The sequence below is a fragment of the Acidovorax sp. GW823-FHT05D11 genome (genome assembly GCF_058795695.1).
Window position 1 is genome coordinate 4,614,979 of sequence record NZ_CM179502.1, and the last position, 17,984, is coordinate 4,632,962.

General features: G+C 67.5%; 16 protein-coding genes. 12 read left to right on the top strand and 4 right to left on the bottom strand.

The window, feature by feature from the left end; translation table 11 throughout:
- The first annotated feature begins 91 nt into the window (after positions 1–91).
- From boxC to AC3RCE_RS21265, 9 genes are all read left to right on the top strand, one after another.
- Positions 92–1,762, top strand: a complete 1,671-nt coding sequence (gene boxC, locus AC3RCE_RS21225; protein ID WP_218339744.1) for a 2,3-epoxybenzoyl-CoA dihydrolase — start codon at positions 92–94, stop codon at positions 1,760–1,762.
- Positions 1,763–1,796: 34 nt separating this feature from the next.
- The gene (gene boxB / locus AC3RCE_RS21230; protein WP_492244599.1) at positions 1,797–3,224 is read left to right on the top strand and encodes a benzoyl-CoA 2,3-epoxidase subunit BoxB; all 1,428 of its coding nucleotides are present in this window, start codon (positions 1,797–1,799) and stop codon (positions 3,222–3,224) included.
- Positions 3,225–3,264: 40 nt separating this feature from the next.
- Positions 3,265–4,545, top strand: coding sequence for a benzoyl-CoA 2,3-epoxidase subunit BoxA (boxA, locus tag AC3RCE_RS21235; RefSeq protein ID WP_218339746.1), 1,281 nt, complete (start codon positions 3,265–3,267; stop codon positions 4,543–4,545).
- A 381-nt stretch (positions 4,546–4,926) separates the two neighbouring features.
- Positions 4,927–5,139, top strand: a complete 213-nt coding sequence (locus AC3RCE_RS21240) for a hypothetical protein (RefSeq protein WP_218296137.1) — start codon at positions 4,927–4,929, stop codon at positions 5,137–5,139.
- Between the two features lie 91 nt (positions 5,140–5,230).
- The gene (locus tag AC3RCE_RS21245) at positions 5,231–5,884 is read left to right on the top strand and encodes a hypothetical protein (protein ID WP_218339747.1); all 654 of its coding nucleotides are present in this window, start codon (positions 5,231–5,233) and stop codon (positions 5,882–5,884) included.
- A gap of 369 nt (positions 5,885–6,253) precedes the next feature.
- Positions 6,254–7,342 (top strand): DUF3182 family protein, encoded by a 1,089-nt coding sequence (locus AC3RCE_RS21250; RefSeq protein ID WP_255591042.1) that lies wholly within the window; start codon positions 6,254–6,256, stop codon positions 7,340–7,342.
- The gene (locus AC3RCE_RS21255) at positions 7,326–8,084 is read left to right on the top strand and encodes an alpha/beta hydrolase family protein (RefSeq protein WP_218339748.1); all 759 of its coding nucleotides are present in this window, start codon (positions 7,326–7,328) and stop codon (positions 8,082–8,084) included. Before AC3RCE_RS21250 ends, AC3RCE_RS21255 begins: the two co-directional genes overlap by 17 nt.
- 146 nt (positions 8,085–8,230) lie before the next feature.
- Entirely contained in the window at positions 8,231–8,380 is a 150-nt protein-coding gene (locus tag AC3RCE_RS21260; protein ID WP_218296141.1) for a hypothetical protein, read from the top strand.
- Between the two features lie 71 nt (positions 8,381–8,451).
- Positions 8,452–9,483, top strand: coding sequence for an SDR family oxidoreductase (locus AC3RCE_RS21265; RefSeq protein WP_492253881.1), 1,032 nt, complete (start codon positions 8,452–8,454; stop codon positions 9,481–9,483).
- A gap of 18 nt (positions 9,484–9,501) precedes the next feature.
- On the opposite strand, the gene AC3RCE_RS21270 is transcribed toward AC3RCE_RS21265, so the two are convergent.
- Complete coding sequence (locus AC3RCE_RS21270) at positions 9,502–9,879, bottom strand: DUF779 domain-containing protein (RefSeq protein ID WP_218296143.1); 378 nt, start codon at positions 9,877–9,879, stop codon at positions 9,502–9,504.
- Positions 9,880–10,054: 175 nt separating this feature from the next.
- Complete coding sequence (exaC, locus tag AC3RCE_RS21275) at positions 10,055–11,578, bottom strand: acetaldehyde dehydrogenase ExaC (RefSeq protein WP_492253882.1); 1,524 nt, start codon at positions 11,576–11,578, stop codon at positions 10,055–10,057.
- Positions 11,579–11,889: 311 nt separating this feature from the next.
- Here exaC and AC3RCE_RS21280 point away from each other — a divergent pair, with 311 nt between their 5' ends.
- Positions 11,890–13,833, top strand: a complete 1,944-nt coding sequence (locus tag AC3RCE_RS21280) for a sigma-54-dependent Fis family transcriptional regulator (RefSeq protein WP_492253883.1) — start codon at positions 11,890–11,892, stop codon at positions 13,831–13,833.
- Between the two features lie 60 nt (positions 13,834–13,893).
- Here AC3RCE_RS21280 and AC3RCE_RS21285 read toward each other — a convergent pair whose 3' ends face one another.
- Complete coding sequence (locus AC3RCE_RS21285) at positions 13,894–14,106, bottom strand: hypothetical protein (RefSeq protein ID WP_369643377.1); 213 nt, start codon at positions 14,104–14,106, stop codon at positions 13,894–13,896.
- 210 nt (positions 14,107–14,316) lie between these two features.
- Here AC3RCE_RS21285 and ku point away from each other — a divergent pair, with 210 nt between their 5' ends.
- Together ku and ligD are read left to right on the top strand one after the other, a co-directional pair.
- A complete protein-coding gene (gene ku / locus AC3RCE_RS21290) occupies positions 14,317–15,225 on the top strand; it encodes a non-homologous end joining protein Ku (protein WP_255594770.1) in 909 nt (302 codons plus the stop codon).
- 113 nt (positions 15,226–15,338) lie between these two features.
- Entirely contained in the window at positions 15,339–16,190 is an 852-nt protein-coding gene (ligD, locus tag AC3RCE_RS21295; protein ID WP_370628506.1) for a non-homologous end-joining DNA ligase, read from the top strand.
- 66 nt (positions 16,191–16,256) lie between these two features.
- Here ligD and AC3RCE_RS21300 read toward each other — a convergent pair whose 3' ends face one another.
- A complete protein-coding gene (locus tag AC3RCE_RS21300) occupies positions 16,257–17,843 on the bottom strand; it encodes a methyl-accepting chemotaxis protein (RefSeq protein ID WP_492253884.1) in 1,587 nt (528 codons plus the stop codon).
- Positions 17,844–17,984: the final 141 nt, after the last annotated feature.

Genomic DNA, 17,984 nt, shown 5'->3' on the forward strand with positions numbered 1-17,984 from the left:
TGACTCGCTCGCAAACATGCATCATGATGCACATCAGTCGATTGATTTATGCATTATTATTCCTGTTCGCAGTTTTTGACGGAGACGCCCCATGACCGCCCAGACCACCGCACCCTCCCGCGTTGACTACCGCACCGATCCCACGCAGTACCGCCACTGGAAACTGGCGGTCGAGGGTCCGTTGGCCCGCCTGTCGCTCGACATCGCCGAAGACGGCGGCATCCGCCCCGGCTACAAGCTCAAGCTCAACAGCTACGACCTGGGCGTGGACATCGAGCTCAACGACGCGCTCAACCGCGTGCGCTTCGAGCACCCGGGCGTGCGCACCGTCATCGTCACCAGCGGCAAGGACCGCATCTTCTGCTCCGGCGCCAACATCTTCATGCTGGGCGTCTCCAGCCACGCCTGGAAGGTGAACTTCTGCAAGTTCACCAACGAGACGCGCAACGGCATCGAGGATTCGTCGAAGCACTCCGGCCTGAAGTTCCTCGCCGCGGTCAACGGTGCCTGCGCGGGCGGCGGCTACGAACTGGCCCTGGCGTGCGACGAGATCCTGCTGGTGGACGACCGCTCTTCCTCGGTGTCGCTGCCCGAAGTGCCGTTGCTGGGCGTCCTGCCCGGCACCGGGGGCCTGACCCGCGTGACCGACAAGCGCCATGTGCGCCACGACCTGGCAGACATCTTCTGCACCAGCGTCGAAGGCGTGCGCGGCCAGCGCGCGGTGGACTGGCGCCTGGTGGATGCGGTGGCCAAACCTGCCCAGTTCGCCGCCGCCGTGCAGGCGCGCGCCACCGAGCTGGCCGCCGGCAGCGACCGCCCGGTCGGCGCCCAGGGCGTGGCCCTGACCCGCCTGGAGCGCGAGGACGGCGCGGACAGCCTGCGCTATTCGCATGTCGAGGTGCAGATCGACCGCGCCAGGCGCACGGCCACCCTCACGCTGAAGGCGCCCACCGGCGCACAGCCCGCCGACATCGCGGCCATCGAGGCCACTGGGGCCGCCTGGTGGCCGCTGGCCCTGGCGCGCGAGCTCGACGACGCCATCCTCAACCTGCGCACCAACGAGCTCGACATCGGCACCTGGCTGCTCAAGACCGAGGGCGACGCGCAGGCCGTGCTCGCCTCCGACGCGGTGATGCTGGCCCACAAGGACCACTGGCTGGTGCGCGAGACCATCGGCGCGCTGCGCCGCGCGCTGGCACGGCTGGACGTGTCCTCGCGCACCCTGTTCGCGGTGGTGCAGGAGGGCTCGTGCTTCGCCGGCACGCTGGCCGAGCTGGCCTTCGCGGCCGACCGCACCTACATGCTGGCCCTGCCCGACGACGCCGGGCGCGCGCCGAAGCTCGTGCTCAACGAATTCAACTTCGGCTTCTTCCCCATGGTGAACGACCAGAGCCGCCTGCAGCGCCGCTTCTATGAAGAGGCCGCGCCGCTCGACGCCGCGCGCGCCGCGGCTGGCAAGCCGCTCGACGCCGACGAGGCCCTGGCCCTGGGCCTGGTCACCGCCGCGCCCGACGACATCGACTGGGACGACGAACTGCGCATGGCCATCGAGGAGCGCGCCGCCATGTCGCCCGACGCCCTGACCGGGCTGGAGGCCAACCTGCGCTTTGCCAGCAAGGAGAACATGGCCACGCGCATCTTCGGCCGGCTCACGGCCTGGCAGAACTGGATCTTCAACCGCCCCAACGCCGTCGGCGAAAAGGGCGCGCTGAAGGTCTACGGCACCGGCGAAAAGGCCGGCTTCGACTTGAACCGCGTTTGAATCCGCAGCCCTCCGCACAACCCAAGGAACAACGATGAGCACGATCAACTACAGCGAGAAGATCCCCAACAACGTCAACCTCGGCGAAGACCGCACGCTGCAGCGCGCGCTCGAAGGCTGGCAGCCCAACTTCATCAACTGGTGGGACGACGTGGGCCCCGAAGGCTCGACCAACCACGAGGTCTACCTGCGCACCGCCGTGAGCGTGGACCCGCAGGGCTGGGCCCAGTTCGGCCACGTGAAGATGCGCGACTACCGCTGGGGCATCTTCCTGAACCCGGGCGACGCCAACCGCGAGATCCACTTCGGCGACCACAAGGGCGAGAAGGCCTGGCAGGACGTGCCCGGCGAGCACCGCGCCAACCTGCGCCGCATCATCGTCACGCAGGGCGACACCGAGCCAGCGAGCGTGGAGCAGCAGCGCCACCTGGGCCTGACGGCGCCTTCGATGTACGACCTGCGCAACCTGTTCCAGATCAATGTGGAAGAGGGCCGCCACCTCTGGGCCATGGTCTACCTGCTGCACAAGCACTTCGGCCGCGACGGCCGCGAGGAGGCCGAGGCACTGCTGCAGCGCACCTCGGGCGACGTGGACAACCCGCGCATCCTGGGCGCCTTCAACGAGAAGACGCCCGACTGGCTGGCGTTCTTCATGTTCACCTACTTCACCGACCGCGACGGCAAGTTCCAGCTCTCGGCCCTGGCCGAAAGCGCCTTCGACCCGCTGGCACGCACCACCAAGTTCATGCTGACCGAAGAGGCCCACCACATGTTCGTGGGCGAATCCGGCGTCTCGCGCGTGCTGGCGCGCACCGCGCAGGTGATGAACGAGCTGAAAACCGACGACCCGGCCAAGGTGCGCGCCGCCGGTGCCATCGACCTGGGCACGGTGCAGCGCTACCTGAACTTCCACTACAGCGTGACCATCGACCTGTTCGGCGCCGACCAGTCGAGCAACGCGGCCATCTTCTACAGCTCGGGCCTCAAGGGCCGCTACGAAGAAGGCAAGCGCACGGACGACCACATCCTCAAGGGCCAGACCTACAAGGTGCTGGAGGTCAAGGACGGCCAGCTGCTGGAGAAGGACGTGCCCATGCTCAACGCCTTGAACGAGGTGCTGCGCGACGACTTCATCAAGGACTCGATGGCGGGCGTGGGCCGCTGGAACAAGGTGCTGGAAAAGGCCGGGATTCCCACGCGCCTGTCGGTGCCGCACAAGGCGTTCAACCGCCAGATCGGTGCGCTGGCGGGCATCAAGATGTCGCCCGACGGCCGCGTGGTGAACGAGGTCGAATGGGCCGCAAAGCGCGATGAATGGCTGCCGAGCGCCGAAGACTTCGCTTTCGTGGCATCGTTGATGGGCCGCGTGGTCGAGCCGGGCAAGTTCGCCGGCTGGATCGCGCCCCCGGTGATGGGCATCAACCGCCAGCCTATCGATTTCGAGTACGTCCGGTTCAATTGAGTCCCTGAGCCGCTGCCGGGAGACTTGCTGGAAGAAAAATATGGACACCACCACGCTGATCGACAACGGCATCTTGAAGCAGCACCTGATCGACCCCGAGATCTGCATCCGCTGCAACACCTGCGAGGCGACCTGCCCGGTGGGCGCCATCACGCACGACGACAACAATTACGTCGTGCGGGCCGACGTGTGCAACGGCTGCATGGCCTGCATCTCGCCCTGCCCCACGGGTTCCATCGACAACTGGCGCACCATGCCGGTGGCGCGCGCGTACACGATCGAAGAACAGCTCACCTGGGAGGCGCTGCCGCCAGAACTGGCGCCCGATGTGCTGGCCGCCGAAGGCGCAGCGCCCTCGGCCATGGACACCGCACTGGCGTCGTCCGCACCGGCCGCACCCGTGGAGCCGGGCACGCAGGCCTTCCGTTCCGCCCAGTACGGCGCCGCCGTGCCGCCCTGGTCGGCCGCGCATCCCTACACCAACCTGTTCCCGCCCAAGAGCCCCACCACGGCAACGGTGGTGGGCAACTTCAACTGCACCGAAGCAGGCTTTGAAAGCGAGACGCACCACGTCGTGCTCGACTTCGGCAGCATGCCGTTCCCGGTGCTGGAGGGGCAGTCCATCGGCATCGTCCCGCCGGGCACCGACGTGCTGGGCAAGGCGCACCATGCGCGCCAATACTCCATCGCCAGCCCGCGCAACGGCGAGCGGCCCGGCTACAACAACCTGGCGCTCACCGTGAAGCGCGTGACCACCGACCACGACGGCAACGCCGTGCGCGGCGTGGCCTCCAACTACGTGTGCGACCTGAAGGTGGGCGACAAGGTGCAGGTGGTGGGGCCGTTCGGCAGCTCGTTCCTGATGCCCAACCACCCCCGTTCGCACATCGTGATGATCTGCACCGGCACGGGCAGCGCGCCCATGCGCGCGATGACCGAATGGCGCCGCCGCCTGCGCAGCAGCGGCAAGTTCGAGGGCGGCAAGCTGCTGCTGTTCTTCGGCGCGCGCACCCAGCAGGAGCTGCCCTACTTCGGCCCGCTGCAAAGCCTGCCCAAGGACTTCATCGACATCAACCTCGCGTTCTCGCGCACGGCCGGGCAGCCCCGGCGCTACGTACAGGACCTGATGCGCGAGCGCGCCGCCGACCTGGCCGCGCTGCTGCGCGACGGGAACACCCACTTCTATGTCTGCGGCCTCAAGAGCATGGAAGAAGGCGTGGTGATGGCGCTGCGCGACATCGCCCGCGACAGCGGCCTGGAGTGGGAACAGGTGGGCGCAGTGCTCCAGCGCGAAGGACGGCTGCACCTGGAAACCTACTGACGGCAGGCCTGGCGCGGTCCCCTGCGGAGCGAGGGCCGCCGCCGAGTTTTCATTGAAAACAGGCTTCAGCGCTTGATACACAAGCGCCATAAGCTATATATTTAATAGCAATTCATCTATTGCCGGCGCTCCGCACGCCCCTAGGCCCGCTGGCCGCACTCGCCCCCTGCGGCCGTGCAGCGGCCGCTCGGCCCCGCGCCAGCCGCGTCCCCGCCACCCGCTCGCCTGCGCGCTGCCACATGCGCGTGGCCTGACGCCGCCGCATGGAAAAAAACCGACCCGCCTATAGGACGGAACCTACAGAAATCGCTGCCGCAGATTTTCAAAATGAATTCACACACGGCCTTCGTGTGCATTTTTTTGATCATCAGGAGATATTCCATGCCCAACAACAACCCCCAAGGCCACAACCAATACACCGACGACAGCGACTCCCAGCGCAAGAGTTCGGGCAACCGCCAGGCGGAGCAGAGCACCGGCGCTTCCGGCAGCCGCCAGCAGGGGCAGAACGAGCGCCCGGGCTCCGGCGGCAACCAGGGAAGCCGCGAGCAGCAAGGCGACTCTTCCCGCCGCTCTTCCCAGAACCAGCGCTGAGCCGGCCTTCTGGCACCGGCAGGCATTTCCTCGCAACCCTGGCTGACCAGCCAGCAACCATGAACGGACCAACACACCAGGAGAATTGAAAATGGGTTATCGAGACAGTGATGACAGCGGCTTTTCCCGCCATGGCATGGGTCGGGACCACGACGAAGGGCGGTATGCCGAACGCGCCCACCGCGGCAGCATGGACCGCGATGACCAGCGCCCGGGCTACGCCCCCGAGCTGGATGACCGGTACGGCCAGTACGGCATGGTGCGCAACGACTACCGTGGCAACGCTGGCCTGGGCCTGCCGCCGCGCGAGGGCCGTGACCGTTTTTCCTCGCCGGACCGGTTCCAGGGAGGCGGCGGCTACCGCAACGATGGCCGGGAGATGTACCACCCGCCGAACAGCCGCTTCGACAGCGACTACCGGGACTACCAGGACCAGGACCGCGCGGGCTATGCCCGAGGGGGTGGGCACTGGGGCAGCGACGATGAGCTGCGCGGGCCCTCCCAGGGCCGCCAGGGTCACCACGACCCCGACTACCAGCAATGGCGGCAGGAACAGCTGCGCCTGCTGGACGAGGACTACCAGTCGTGGCGCAAGGAGCGCTACGAGAAGTTTTCCGACGACTTCAATACCTGGCGCACTTCGCGCAACCAGCAGTCCCCCTCCAAGAGCCAGGCCGGTGCCACGGGCAGCAGCAGCACCAGCAATCCCGGCGCCACATCCGGCAAATCCAAGGACGCAGGCTGACGGCGGCGCCGCTCCTTGAGGAAGGCCGGCGGGCGCACGTTCGCCGGTGACCCGGCCCGTGGCGCGGCGCCCCTGCCTCCCTGGCCGCCCCTCCCCCGCGCGGGAGTGGGCGGCTTATTCCTGCCCGCGTGGAACGGGTCGGGCTTCCCCTGGCGTTCCCGGCTGGCGCGCTCCGCGCCGCAGTTGCTCATTCGTCCTACAAAAGGCCCGGCGGTCCAAAAATACGATGGCGGCATCCCCCTGGCGATGGCGCCGCCGGCCCCTCTCGCCGTTTCCGAGAGCAAAGGAATCCGCATGACCGCCTTGTCCGCATACGGTGACGCTCTCCGCCCCTCGCCCTCCAGATCATCCGCCCAGACAGAAATCGTCATGCCGTTCACGCAGGGCATCAAGGGGCACTCGAGCGTGCACGAACACGTGACGCGCGAGCAGATCGCCCGCCATGTCGCCGCGCTCAAGGGCTGCCCCTTCATGGAAGAGGTACCCCAGCCCTTGTGGACCCGCCGCACCTACCTCGTGCCCAGCGACACCCTCGTGGCGTCCACGGCGCAGCGCCTGGGCCTGTTGGGAGAAGACGACCTGTTCGGCGGCGTGGTGCCCCATGCCTTCGTCGCCACGAAGGCCATCACCCATCCCCTGGTGTCGGCCACGGCCGCGGCCCCGCAAGGCTGGAGCGAGGCGTTTTCCCGCCGGGTCGGTGCCGCCGTGCTGCCGGGCTACACCGCGTTCTCCAGCCGGGATGCGCAGGAGGCCGGTGAACAACTGCTGGCGCTGGGTCCCGTGCGGGTCAAGCCCGTGGGCGAGACCGGAGGGCGTGGCCAGACGGTGGTGCCCGACGCCCGCGCGCTCTCCGCCTGCCTGGCGGCATTGGGCAAGGCGGCCCTGGTCGAGCAGGGCATCGTGCTGGAGCACAACCTCTCCCAGGTGGACACGCTGAGCGTGGGCCAGGTGCGCGTGGCGGGCATCCTGGCCTCGTACCACGGCAGGCAGCGCCTCACGCAGAACAACACCGGCGCGATGGCCTACGGCGGCTCCGACCTGACCGTGGTGCGGGGCGATTTCCACGCGCTCCTGTCCACGCTCCCGCCCGGCCCCGTCCGCAAGGCGGTCGATCAGGCCCTGGCGTACGACGCCGCGGTGCGGGAATGCTTTCCGGGGTTTTTCGCCTCGCGCATCAACTACGACGTCGCGCAGGGCATCGCGGCCGACGGCCGGTGGTGCTCGGGGGTGCTGGAGCAATCCTGGAGGATCGGCGGCGCCACCGGCGCCGAAGTGGCCGCGCTCGAAGCCTTTCACGCCGACCGCTCCCTGCGCTCGGTGCAGGCCAGCTGCGTGGAGACGTATGGCCGCTTCGAGCCCCTTCCGGCAGCGGCGACGGAATACTTCCGGGGAGAGGATCCCGAAGTGGGCCTGCTGACCAAATACGCCCTGGTGCATCGCGATGGCCACGCGGCATAGGGCGATCCAGATTCCCTCGGGGGACCGCACGATCGCGGGCACGCTGGTCGCGCCCGACACCGTGGTGCCGGGCGTCATGCTGGTGCACGGCTGGGACGGCAGCCAGGAGCAGTACCTTGCGCGCGCCCATGCCATCGCCGCCCTGGGGTGCATCTGCCTGACCTTCGACCTGCGGGGCCATGCCAGCGACAAGGCCCACCGCGACACGGTCACCCGGGAAGACAACCTCAACGACATGCTCGCCGCCTACGACCTTCTCACGGGCCACCCCGCGGTGGACGCCAACTCCGTGGCGGTGGTGGGCAGCAGCTACGGCGGCTACCTGGCCACCGTGCTCAGCGCGATGCGGCCCCTGCGGTGGATGGCGCTGCGCGCTCCCGCGCTCTACAAGGACGAGGACTGGCTGGTGTCCAAGCAGAACCTCGACCGCCAGGAGATATCCCGCTACCGCGCCATGAAACTCGCCTCCGACAGCAACCGCGCCCTGGCGGCCAGCGCGGTCTTCGAAGGGGATGTGCTGCTGGTCGAATCCGAACTCGACCACATCGTCCCGCACCCGGTCATCGAGAACTACCGCGCCGCGTTCCTGCGCACCCACTCCATGACCTACCGGGTGATCAAGCAGGCAGACCACAGCCTGTCCAAACCCGAATGGAGCGAGGCCTACACCGCGATGCTGGTGACCTGGATGTCGGAAATGCTGGGGCTGGCCAAGAACGGACAGCCCTCCGGCAAGAAGTGACGTAGGCCGGCGGGCGCCGGAGGCGCCACGCCACCCGCCGGGCCTTCGCCGTATCCATCCGATGGGCACAGTCAAAACTGTCCGACACGGCCGCCGCGCGCGCGGAGGGCTAATGGAGCTTCTTCCCTGCCGCCCTGGAGAACACCATGTCCAAGACACACCGCTCCGGTTCCGATCCCCACCTCAAGCCCCGCGAACTCAAGCGCATGCGCCAGTGGGAAGCCATGGCCCGGCCCCGCCAGGTGCCGCTGCGGTTTCCCGAGCCCGAGCCCCCGCTATGGAAGCCGCTGGGCTGACCGCGATTGCACACCACGCGCCGGCCCGACGCCGCCCGTTTCCCATCCACCGCATGTGAAGAAGCCTTGCCATGAAGCCATCATCCAAGACAGCCCCGTCCACCCCGGCCGCACGGGCCACGGCCACGGCCGCGAAGCAAAAGAAGATCCAGGCAGCGCAGGACCGCCGCGACGAGCGCGCCCGCCCGGCCAAGGCAGCGCCCGCTTCGGCCCGGGGCAAGGCCCCCGCGCCCGGCCCCGGGCGCTCGGAACCCGCCCCCCCGCTGCCGGCCCAGCACCTTGCCAAACCCGGCAGCGAGGCCGAGATGCAGCTCAAGCCGAGGTTCGAGGCACCCCACTACCGGGGCAGCGGCAAGCTCACGGGGTTCTCCACCCTCATTACCGGGGGCGACTCCGGGATAGGCCGTGCGGTGGCGGTGCTGTTTGCCCGCGAGGGCGCGGATGTCGCCATCGCCTACCTGGCCGAACACGAGGATGCCCAGCGGACGCGCGAGCTGGTGGAGGCCGAGGGCGGCCGGTGCATCCTGATACCCGGCGACGTCAAGGACGCGGCATTCTGCGCCGGCGCCGTGCGGCAGGTGGTCAAGGCGTTTGGCAAACTCAACGTGCTGGTCAACAACGCCGCGTTCCAGGAGCACGCGGACTCCCTTGAAGCGCTGACGGCGGAGCGTTTCGACGAGACGTTCCAGACCAACATCTATGGCTACTTCCACATGGCCAAGGCAGCCCTGCCCCACTTGCACCGGGGCGATTCGATCATCAACACCGGCTCGGTCACCGGCCTGCGCGGCAGCAAGGAACTGCTGGACTATTCCGCCACCAAAGGCGCCATCCATGCCTTCACCAAGGCCCTGGCCCACAACCTGGCCGAGCGGGGCATCCGCGTGAACGCGGTGGCCCCGGGGCCCGTGTGGACGCCCCTCAACCCCGCGGACAAGGCGCTCGGGGACATTGCCAGGTTTGGCGAAAAGACGCACATGGGCCGCCCTGCACAGCCCGAGGAGATTTCTCCCGCCTATGTGTTCCTGGCGGCCCCCTGCTGCTCCAGCTACATCACCGGCACCGTGCTGCCCATCACGGGCAACGCGGGAGACGGCGCGTGAAGAAAGCGGCGTGCGGCATCACGCCAGATCCTGGCTGACCCGTGGTTCGATCTCGGCCCACTCCCCGTCGGTGAACAGGCGCGAGCGGGTGTGGAACGCCTTGCCCGTGCTGCCTTCCAGCGAAAACGTGCCGCCGTGCCCGTCGATCACATCCAGGATGAGCTGCGTGTGTTTCCAGTACTCGTACTGGGATTTGCCGATGTAGAACGGCGCGCCGCCCACATCGCCCAGCAGCACATCGCTGGCTCCAATCGTGAGATCGGTGGGCAGATAGCAGTTGGCCGCACTGTTGTCGCAGCAGCCACCCGACTGGTGGAACAGCACGCTGCCATGCTGCGCCTGCAGCTGCGCGATCAGCGCCAGGGCTGCCTCGGTGGCAATGACTCTCTCGACCATGGTGATCTCCTGATGTGCCGACAAAAAACGCTGCTGTGCTGAAAGTAATTTCGCAGCAGCGTCACGGTGGTTCACAGAGCGTCGATGGCCAGGCGCGTCGTCGCAGGCAGCGGCAGCGCCAGGGCAAGACGGCGCAACGACGCCAGCGGCGCCCTGTGGGCCACAACCCACCAAATCAGAAGAAGCCGAGTTTGTTTTCTGAGTAGCTCACCAGCAGGTTCTTGGTCTGCTGGTAGTGGTCGAGCATCATCTTGTGCGTCTCGCGCCCGATGCCCGACTCCTTGTAGCCGCCGAACGCCGCGTGCGCGGGATAGGCGTGGTAGCAGTTGGTCCATACGCGGCCGGCCTTGATGGCGCGCCCCATGCGATAGGCCACGTTGCCGTTGCGGCTCCACACGCCGGCGCCCAGGCCGTACAGCGTGTCGTTGGCGATGGCCAGCGCCTCGGCCTCGTCCTTGAAGGTGGTCACGGCCAGCACGGGGCCGAAGATTTCTTCCTGGAAGATGCGCATCTTGTTGTGGCCCTTGAACAGCGTGGGCTGCACGTAGTAGCCGCCTTCCAGGTCGCCGCCCAGGTGCGCCTGGCCGCCACCAGCCAGCACTTCGGCGCCTTCCTGCTTGCCCAGGTCCAGGTACGACAGGATCTTGGTGAGCTGCTCCTTGCTGGCCTGCGCGCCCATCATGCTGTCGGTGTCGAGCGGGTTCTGGTGCTTGATGGCGGCTACGCGCTTCAAGACACGTTCCATGAACTTGTCGTAGATGGATTCCTGGATCAGCGCACGCGACGGGCAGGTGCAGACCTCGCCCTGGTTGAACGCGAACAGCACCAGGCCCTCGATGGCCTTGTCCAGGAAGGCATCGTCCTTGTCCATCACGTCCGCGAAGAAGATGTTGGGGCTCTTGCCGCCCAGCTCCAGCGTGGCGGGGATCAGGTTGTTGGCGGCGGCCTGCGCGATCACGCGGCCCGTGCTGGTGGAGCCGGTGAAGGCGATTTTTGCGATGCGCTTGCTCGTGGCCAGCGGCATGCCCGCCTCGCGGCCATAGCCGTTCACGATGTTGAGCACGCCGGGCGGCAGCAGGTCGGCGATCAACTCGGCCAGGATCAGGATGGAGATAGGCGTGGACTCGGCGGGCTTGAGCACCACGCAGTTGCCCGCACCAATCGCAGGCGCCAGCTTCCAGGCGGCCATCAGGATCGGGAAGTTCCACGGAATGATCTGGCCCACCACACCGAGCGGCTCCTGGATGTGGTACGCCACGGTGTTCTCGTCGATGTTGGACAGCGCGCCTTCCTGCGCCCGCACGCAGCCCGCGAAGTAGCGGAAATGGTCCACGGTGAGCGGGATGTCGGCGTTCAGCGTTTCGCGGATGGCCTTGCCGTTGTCCACGGTTTCGGCATAGGCCAGCAGCTCCAGGTTCTGCTCGATGCGGTCGGCAATCTTGAGCAGGATGTTGCCGCGCGTGGCGGCGTCGGTCTTGCCCCAGGCGTCGGCGGCGGCGTGGGCGGCGTCCAGCGCCAGTTCGATGTCTTCGGCGGTGGAGCGGGCGGCCTGGGTGTAGACCTTGCCGTTCACGGGCGAGATGACGTCGAAATACTGGCCCTTGGCCGGGGCCACGAACCGGCCGCCGATGAAGTTGTTGTACTGGGGCTTGTAGGCGATCTTGGCGCCAGCGGCGCCGGGGGCTGCGTAAACGGTCATGTTGTCTTGTCTCCGGTGGATTTGTGGACATCTGCTCGGCACCTCGCGCCGCCAGATAGAGGACATGACTCAAAACCCGTGCCAACCTGCTCCATCTGCCAAGTGCTTGATTTTTATGGCTTTGTTTGCGCGTCCGCAATAAGGTGCGGCCCATCGGGCGTCAAGGTGTCCGCTCCAGAACGCGACACCTGTCACGAAATGGAACAGTTGAAGCCGCCCACCGGCCATCGCTATTGCCCTGGCCCCCGGCGGCCGCCATACTGGCTCGTACACAGGGCGCGTTGATGACGCCCGGGCAGGAGACACACACCATGCGATCCACATCCACGTCCACCTCGGTGGCACTGCGGCAGGCCCGCCAGCACCTGCTGGAATCAGGCCAATGCCCCAGCGGGCTTGTGGACGAGCGCCTGGCGCGGTCGTGGCAGCGCAGCATGGACAGCGGCCTGCTACCCACCGGGCGGCTGGGCAACCCCGACAACCTGGAACACCAGGCCTTGCGGCAGTTGCGCGGCCACCACCAGGAGTTGCTGGCGCATTCGCGCCCCGTGATGGAGTACCTGTTCGAGCAGGTGCGCGACAGCCAAAGCGTGGTGGTGCTGGCGAGCCCCTGCGGAACGCTGGTGGACACCTGTGGCGACGCCTACTTCCTGGGCAAGGCCGAACGGGTGGCGCTCACGAGCGGCGCCTCGTGGCACGAAAAGCAGCGCGGCACCAACGCCATCGGCACCGCGCTGGCCGAAATGGCGCCCGTGGAAGTGCATGGCGCGGAGCATTTCCTGGAGCGCAACGGTTTCCTGACCTGCGCGGCGGCCCCCATCCTGTCTGCCACGGGGCAGCTGCTGGGCATTCTGGACATCTCCAGCGAGCACAGCCGGGGCAACCCGCACACGCTGGGGCTGGTGAGCACCGCCGCCCACATGATCGAAAACCGGCTGCTCGTGTCCGCAAGCCAGCGCCACATCCGCCTGCACCTGCACCCCCACCCGGAGGGCATTGGCACCGTGGCCGAAGGCATCGCGCTGGTGTCGGAAGACGGCTGGGTGGTCGGCGGCAACCGCAGCGCGCTGGCGCTGCTGCGCCTTTCCATCGCGCAGCTGGGCTGCGTCTCGCTGGACCAGATCCTCCATCCAGGCCTAGAGGATCTGTTGTCCCGCCACCAGCGCCGCCCCGACGCGCCGCTTTCTCTGCGCAGGCACGATGGCTCCCAGCTCTTCGGGCAACTGGTGCCCGACAAGCGCACCGTGCGCCCCCTCGCCCCCGCCGCGCCCTCCAGCGCTCCCCCGGATGCCCTGGCGCGCCTGGACACCGGCGATGCGCGCTGGCGCATGGCGGCAGCCAAGACACGGCGCATCCTCGACAAGCCCATTCCCCTGCTGCTGCAGGGCGAATCGGGCGTGGGCAAGGAATGGTTCGCGCGGGGCGCGCACCAGAGCGGACCGCGCCGCGACGGCCCCTTCATCGCCATCAACTGCGCGGCCATGCCGGAGGCGCTGATCGAGTCGGAGCTGTTCGGCTACGCACCCGGCACGTTCACCGGCGGGCGCCGCGAAGGACGCCTGGGCCTGCTGCGCGAGGCCCAGGGCGGCACGCTGTTCCTCGACGAGATCGGCGACATGCCGGCGGCCCTGCAGACGCGGTTGCTCCGGGTGCTGCAGGAGCGGCAGGTGGTCCCCCTGGGCAGCGGCCACCCGGTGGCCGTGGACTTCGCCCTCATCTGCGCCTCCAACCGCAAGCTGCGCGAGGAGGCGGAGCAGGGGCGCTTTCGCGCCGACCTGTACTACCGGATCAATGGCCTCGCGGTCGAGCTTCCACCCTTGCGTGAACGCACCGATTTCGAAGCGCTGAGCGCGAGGATGCTGGAGGACATCGAGCCCTCCCGCGCCCTGCGGCTGGCGCCGTCGCTGATGGCGATGCTGGAACAGTACCCCTGGCCCGGCAATCTGCGGCAATGCGCCAGCGTGCTGCGGACCACCTGCGCGATGCTGGAGCCGCACGAGGAGGTGCTCGAATGGCACCACCTGCCGGACGACTTCCAGGACGAACTCCGGCGGGCCGACCGGTTCTGCGCGCCAAAGGAAGCCCCGCCCCCGCCGCAGAACCTGGACGAACTGTCTCAATCCGCCATTCAGCAGGCCCTGGAGAGCTGCCGCGGCAACGTGAGCCACGCGGCACGCACCCTGGGCATCAGCCGCCAGACGCTCTACCGCAAGCTGGCAACGCGCAGGGAGAGGCTCGCCCACCCGCCCGGGTGACCAGGCCCCTGCCGCGCCACGGCGCTGGCGCTGCCGACATCCGCTCGGGGATCGCGGGCCTTACGGTTGCCGGTCTCCCTTGGCGTATTCCTTGAGCGCATCGATGGCCTCTTCGCGCGTGGCCCAGGAGGCATCGCGGACCGGCACATTGTGTCCGTCTATCAGAAGGCTCTGCACCGTGTAGCGCCCCTGCGGCGTCCTGCAGAGCACCGCGGAGTAGGAGCTTGCATCCGCCGTGCCAAAAACGTTCTCTTCCTCGAGTTCACCGGGCATGGAAACCTCCTCATCCGTTCGCCACGTTGGACCTTTGATTGTCGGCAGCGGAGTCCGCCAACGGTGTAGGCCAATGGCCCCTTGCGCCTTCTTCGGAGGCCGCGGCGCGCCGCTTTCCTACAGACATCGCAGGGCCGCCGCGAAACGATCGAATCCAACGGCCCCGCGACGCATCCCGCGCTGCGCGATGCCCCGTTAGAAAGTGCGTACATGGCTACCAGCAACCGGGTGCTCTGGAAGGGCGCCATCTCCTTCGGCCTTGTCCATATTCCCGTGGGCCTGCACACCGCCACCACGGAGCAAGGCATTGATTTCGATTGGCTGGACAAGCGGTCGATGGACCCCGTGGGCTACAAGCGGATCAACAAGCGCACCGGCAAGGAAATCGACAAGGCCCACATCGTCAAGGGCGTCGAGTACGAGAACGGGCAGTACGTTGTTCTTTCCCCGGAGGAAATCGAAGGCGCCTTCCCGCGCACCACCCAGACCATCGAGATCGAGCGCTTTGTGAACGCCCAGGAAATCCCGTTCGTCTACCTGGAGCGCCCGTACTACGTGAGCCCCATCAACAAGGGGCACAAGGTGTATGCCCTGCTGCGCGAAGCCCTCGCCAGGACCGGGAAGATCGCGCTGGCAAAGGTCGTGATCCAGACCAAGCAGCACCTGGCGCTGCTGGCGCCCTCGGGACCCGCGCTCGTCCTCAACCTGCTCAGATGGGGCGACGAGGTCAAGGGTTTCGAGGGACTGGATCTCCCCGCCCTGGGCGCCACCGCCATCAAGCCCAGCGAGATGAAGATGGCGACGCAGCTCATCGCCGAAATGACCGGCCACTGGAAGCCGGAAGATTTCAAGGACGAATTCCGCCAGCAGGTCATGGACCTGGTGGCCGCCAAGGTCCAGCAGGGCGATACCCGCACGGTCACGCAGCCCGCACAGGCCGCCACGGGCAGCGCGGAAATCATCGACCTCACGGAGCTGCTGCAGCGCAGCCTCAAGCCCGGAAACCGCCGCCCTGCCGCCAGGCCGGCGGCCAAGGAGGGCGGCACGGCGCCGCGCAAAACCGCGCGCAAGCGTGCCGCGGCCAAGGCGCCTTCCGCGCAGCGCAAGAAGGCGGCCTGATGAAGCGCGCGGACGCGGCACACGCACCACAGGCCCCGGCGACGCGATCGCCCCGCGCCAGGAAACGCGCCAGATCGCCACAGCCCGGACCGCGCATCTCCCACGGTGAGCGCGTGATCGATCCGTCCACGGGGTTCACCAAGATGGACATGGTGCGGTACTACGCCAAGGTCGGCCCCTTGATGCTGCAGCACCTGAAAGCACGGCCCGTGGCCCTGGTGAGGGCTCCCGGGGGCGTGCCGGGAGAACTCTTCTTTCAGAAGCACCAGGAGGCCGAGGCGCTGCCCGGCATGCGGAGCCTGGACCCGGCGCTGGACGAGGGGCATGCGCCCTTGCTGGAAGTGGTCTCCCCACAGGGCTTGCGCAGCGGGTCGCAGATGAACGTCATTGAATACCACACCTGGAACGCGCTGAAAGACAGGATGGAGCGCCCCGACCGGCTGACCTTCGACCTGGACCCGGGCGAAGGCGTGGCATGGGCGGATGTGCGTGAAGGCACGCGACTGCTGCGCGTGCTGCTGCAGGGACTGGGGCTTCCCGCCTTTTTGAAAACCAGTGGGGGCAAGGGCCTTCACGTGGTGGTTCCGCTCAAGCGCCTGCGCGACTGGGACACGGTCAAGGATTTTTCCAGGGCCATCGTGCTGCACCTGGCCGAGACGATCCCGCAGCGCTTCGTGGCCAAGAGCGGTCCGCGCAACCGGGTGGGCAGGATCTTTGTGGACTACCTGCGCAACGGCCGCGGTGCGACGACCGTGAGCGCATGGTCGGCACGCGCACGGCCGGGAATGGGCGTTTCCGTGCCCGTCGGTTGGGAAGAACTGGATGCGCTGACCAGCGCCGCCCACTGGAACGTCCGGAACATCGACGCGAGGCTTGGCGTGGGCAATGGCCCCTGGCAGGCCTACGAAGAGGCCGCGGTGAGTTTGACACCCGCGATGAAAGCGCTCGGATTCCGGCCCGGCTGACGTTTGCCCGCGCTCCCGGCGCCGGCACGGGGCGCGCACAGGATCAATCGGGCACGGCGGCCGGGCTCAGGCCAGCATCAAGGCCGGGCCGTGCTGGCCCGAGGCTTCCAGCTGCAGCGCGGAACTGGACAGCTTGAACGTCGCGACCGTTTCGACCAGCCTTCGGGACTGGATGCTCAGGCTGGAGGCGGCCGCGGACATTTCCTCCACGAGCGCCGCATTTTGCTGGGTGGCCTGGTCCATCTGATTGACGGCCACGTTGACCTGGCTCACGCCCTGGCTCTGCTCGGTTCCGGCCGCGCTGATCTGCGCCACCGTCTCGGTCACCCGCTCGATGGACGAAACCACTTCCTTCATCGTCTGCCCCGCGGCGCCCACCAGCACGGTCCCGGCCTCCACGCGCTCCACGCTGGTGGCGATGAGGGCCTTGATCTCCTTGGCCGCCGCCGCGGAGCGTGCTGCCAGGCTGCGCACTTCCGAGGCCACGACCGCGAATCCACGCCCCTGCTCGCCAGCCCGGGCGGCCTCCACGGCGGCATTGAGGGCGAGGATATTGGTCTGGAAGGCGATGCCGTCGATGACGCCGATGATTTCGGAGATCTTCTTGGAGCTTTCGTTGATGCCGCTCATGGTGTCCACCACCCTGGACACGACGTCGCCCCCCTGCTTCGCGACCGTGGAGGCGCTTTGCGCGAGCACGTTCGCCTGCAGCGCATTCTGCGCATTCGTCTGCACGGTGGAATTGAGTTCCTCCATGGCCGCCGCCGTCTCCTCCAGGGCGCTCGCCTGGTGCTCCGTCCTGGTGGACAGGTCGCCATTGCCCGTGGATATCTGCGCACTGGCCGCCGCCACGGTCTCCGAGCCGCTGCGGACCTGGCTGACGATCCGGGTCAGCGAGTCCTGCATCACGGCCAGCGCCGCGAGCAGGGGACTGAATTCATCACGCGAGCCGTCCGTGACCGGGGTGGTCAGGTCGCCGTCCCTCACGCGATTGGCCACGGCCTGCGACGCGGCCACCCTGCGCCGCAAGGTGGCGCCGATGTGCCAGGAGAACAGCAGCAGCCCGATCGCCACCGCCGCCACGGCACTGACCAGCGCGCGAAGGGTCAGCTTCACGTCCCGTTCGATCTCGGCGAGGCTGGCTTTCAGCAGCCCGGCCTGGTGCTCCTTTTCCTTGGCGAGGACGGCAAGCACCGCATTGCGCGTGGGGATCGTGGAGGCCACCAGATAGTCAAACGCCGGCTCCTTCTTTCCCTCCTTGATCAACTGAAGGTTCTGCTCGGCCACGTTCCAGAACGCCTGCAGCCCTTTGGACAGCTCGGCGTTCAGGGCCCTCTCGGCGGCGGTGTCCGCGGCCTGCACGAAGCTGGCGAGGTCCGTGTCGATCAAGCGCTTCTTGTCGGCGATGTCCGCCAGCGTGGCCGCCAGCTCTTGCGGCGTGCGCACCAGCATCGCATGGCGCATCTGGAGCGAAGACCGCGTGACGTTCAGCTCCATCGCGCTGGCCTGGAGCTGGCGCGGCACCTCTTTCCCGGCCACGAGTTCTGTCTGGCGCGTGACCTCCCCCAGGTAGAGCCAGGCCAGGAGCACGATCCCCGCGAGCCCCGCGATCAGGAGGAAGGAAATGGCATGAAGGCGTCTGGCGATGCTCATGGTCTTATCTCTTTGAATGGCCCCGGCCTGACCGGCGCACTGAAATGACTGAAAGCAACTGCAGCAATGGCGACAATTTGCAACCGGACTGCGGTACGGCGGATTGAACGCGCTTATGGGACAAGGGTCAAGAGGATCCGC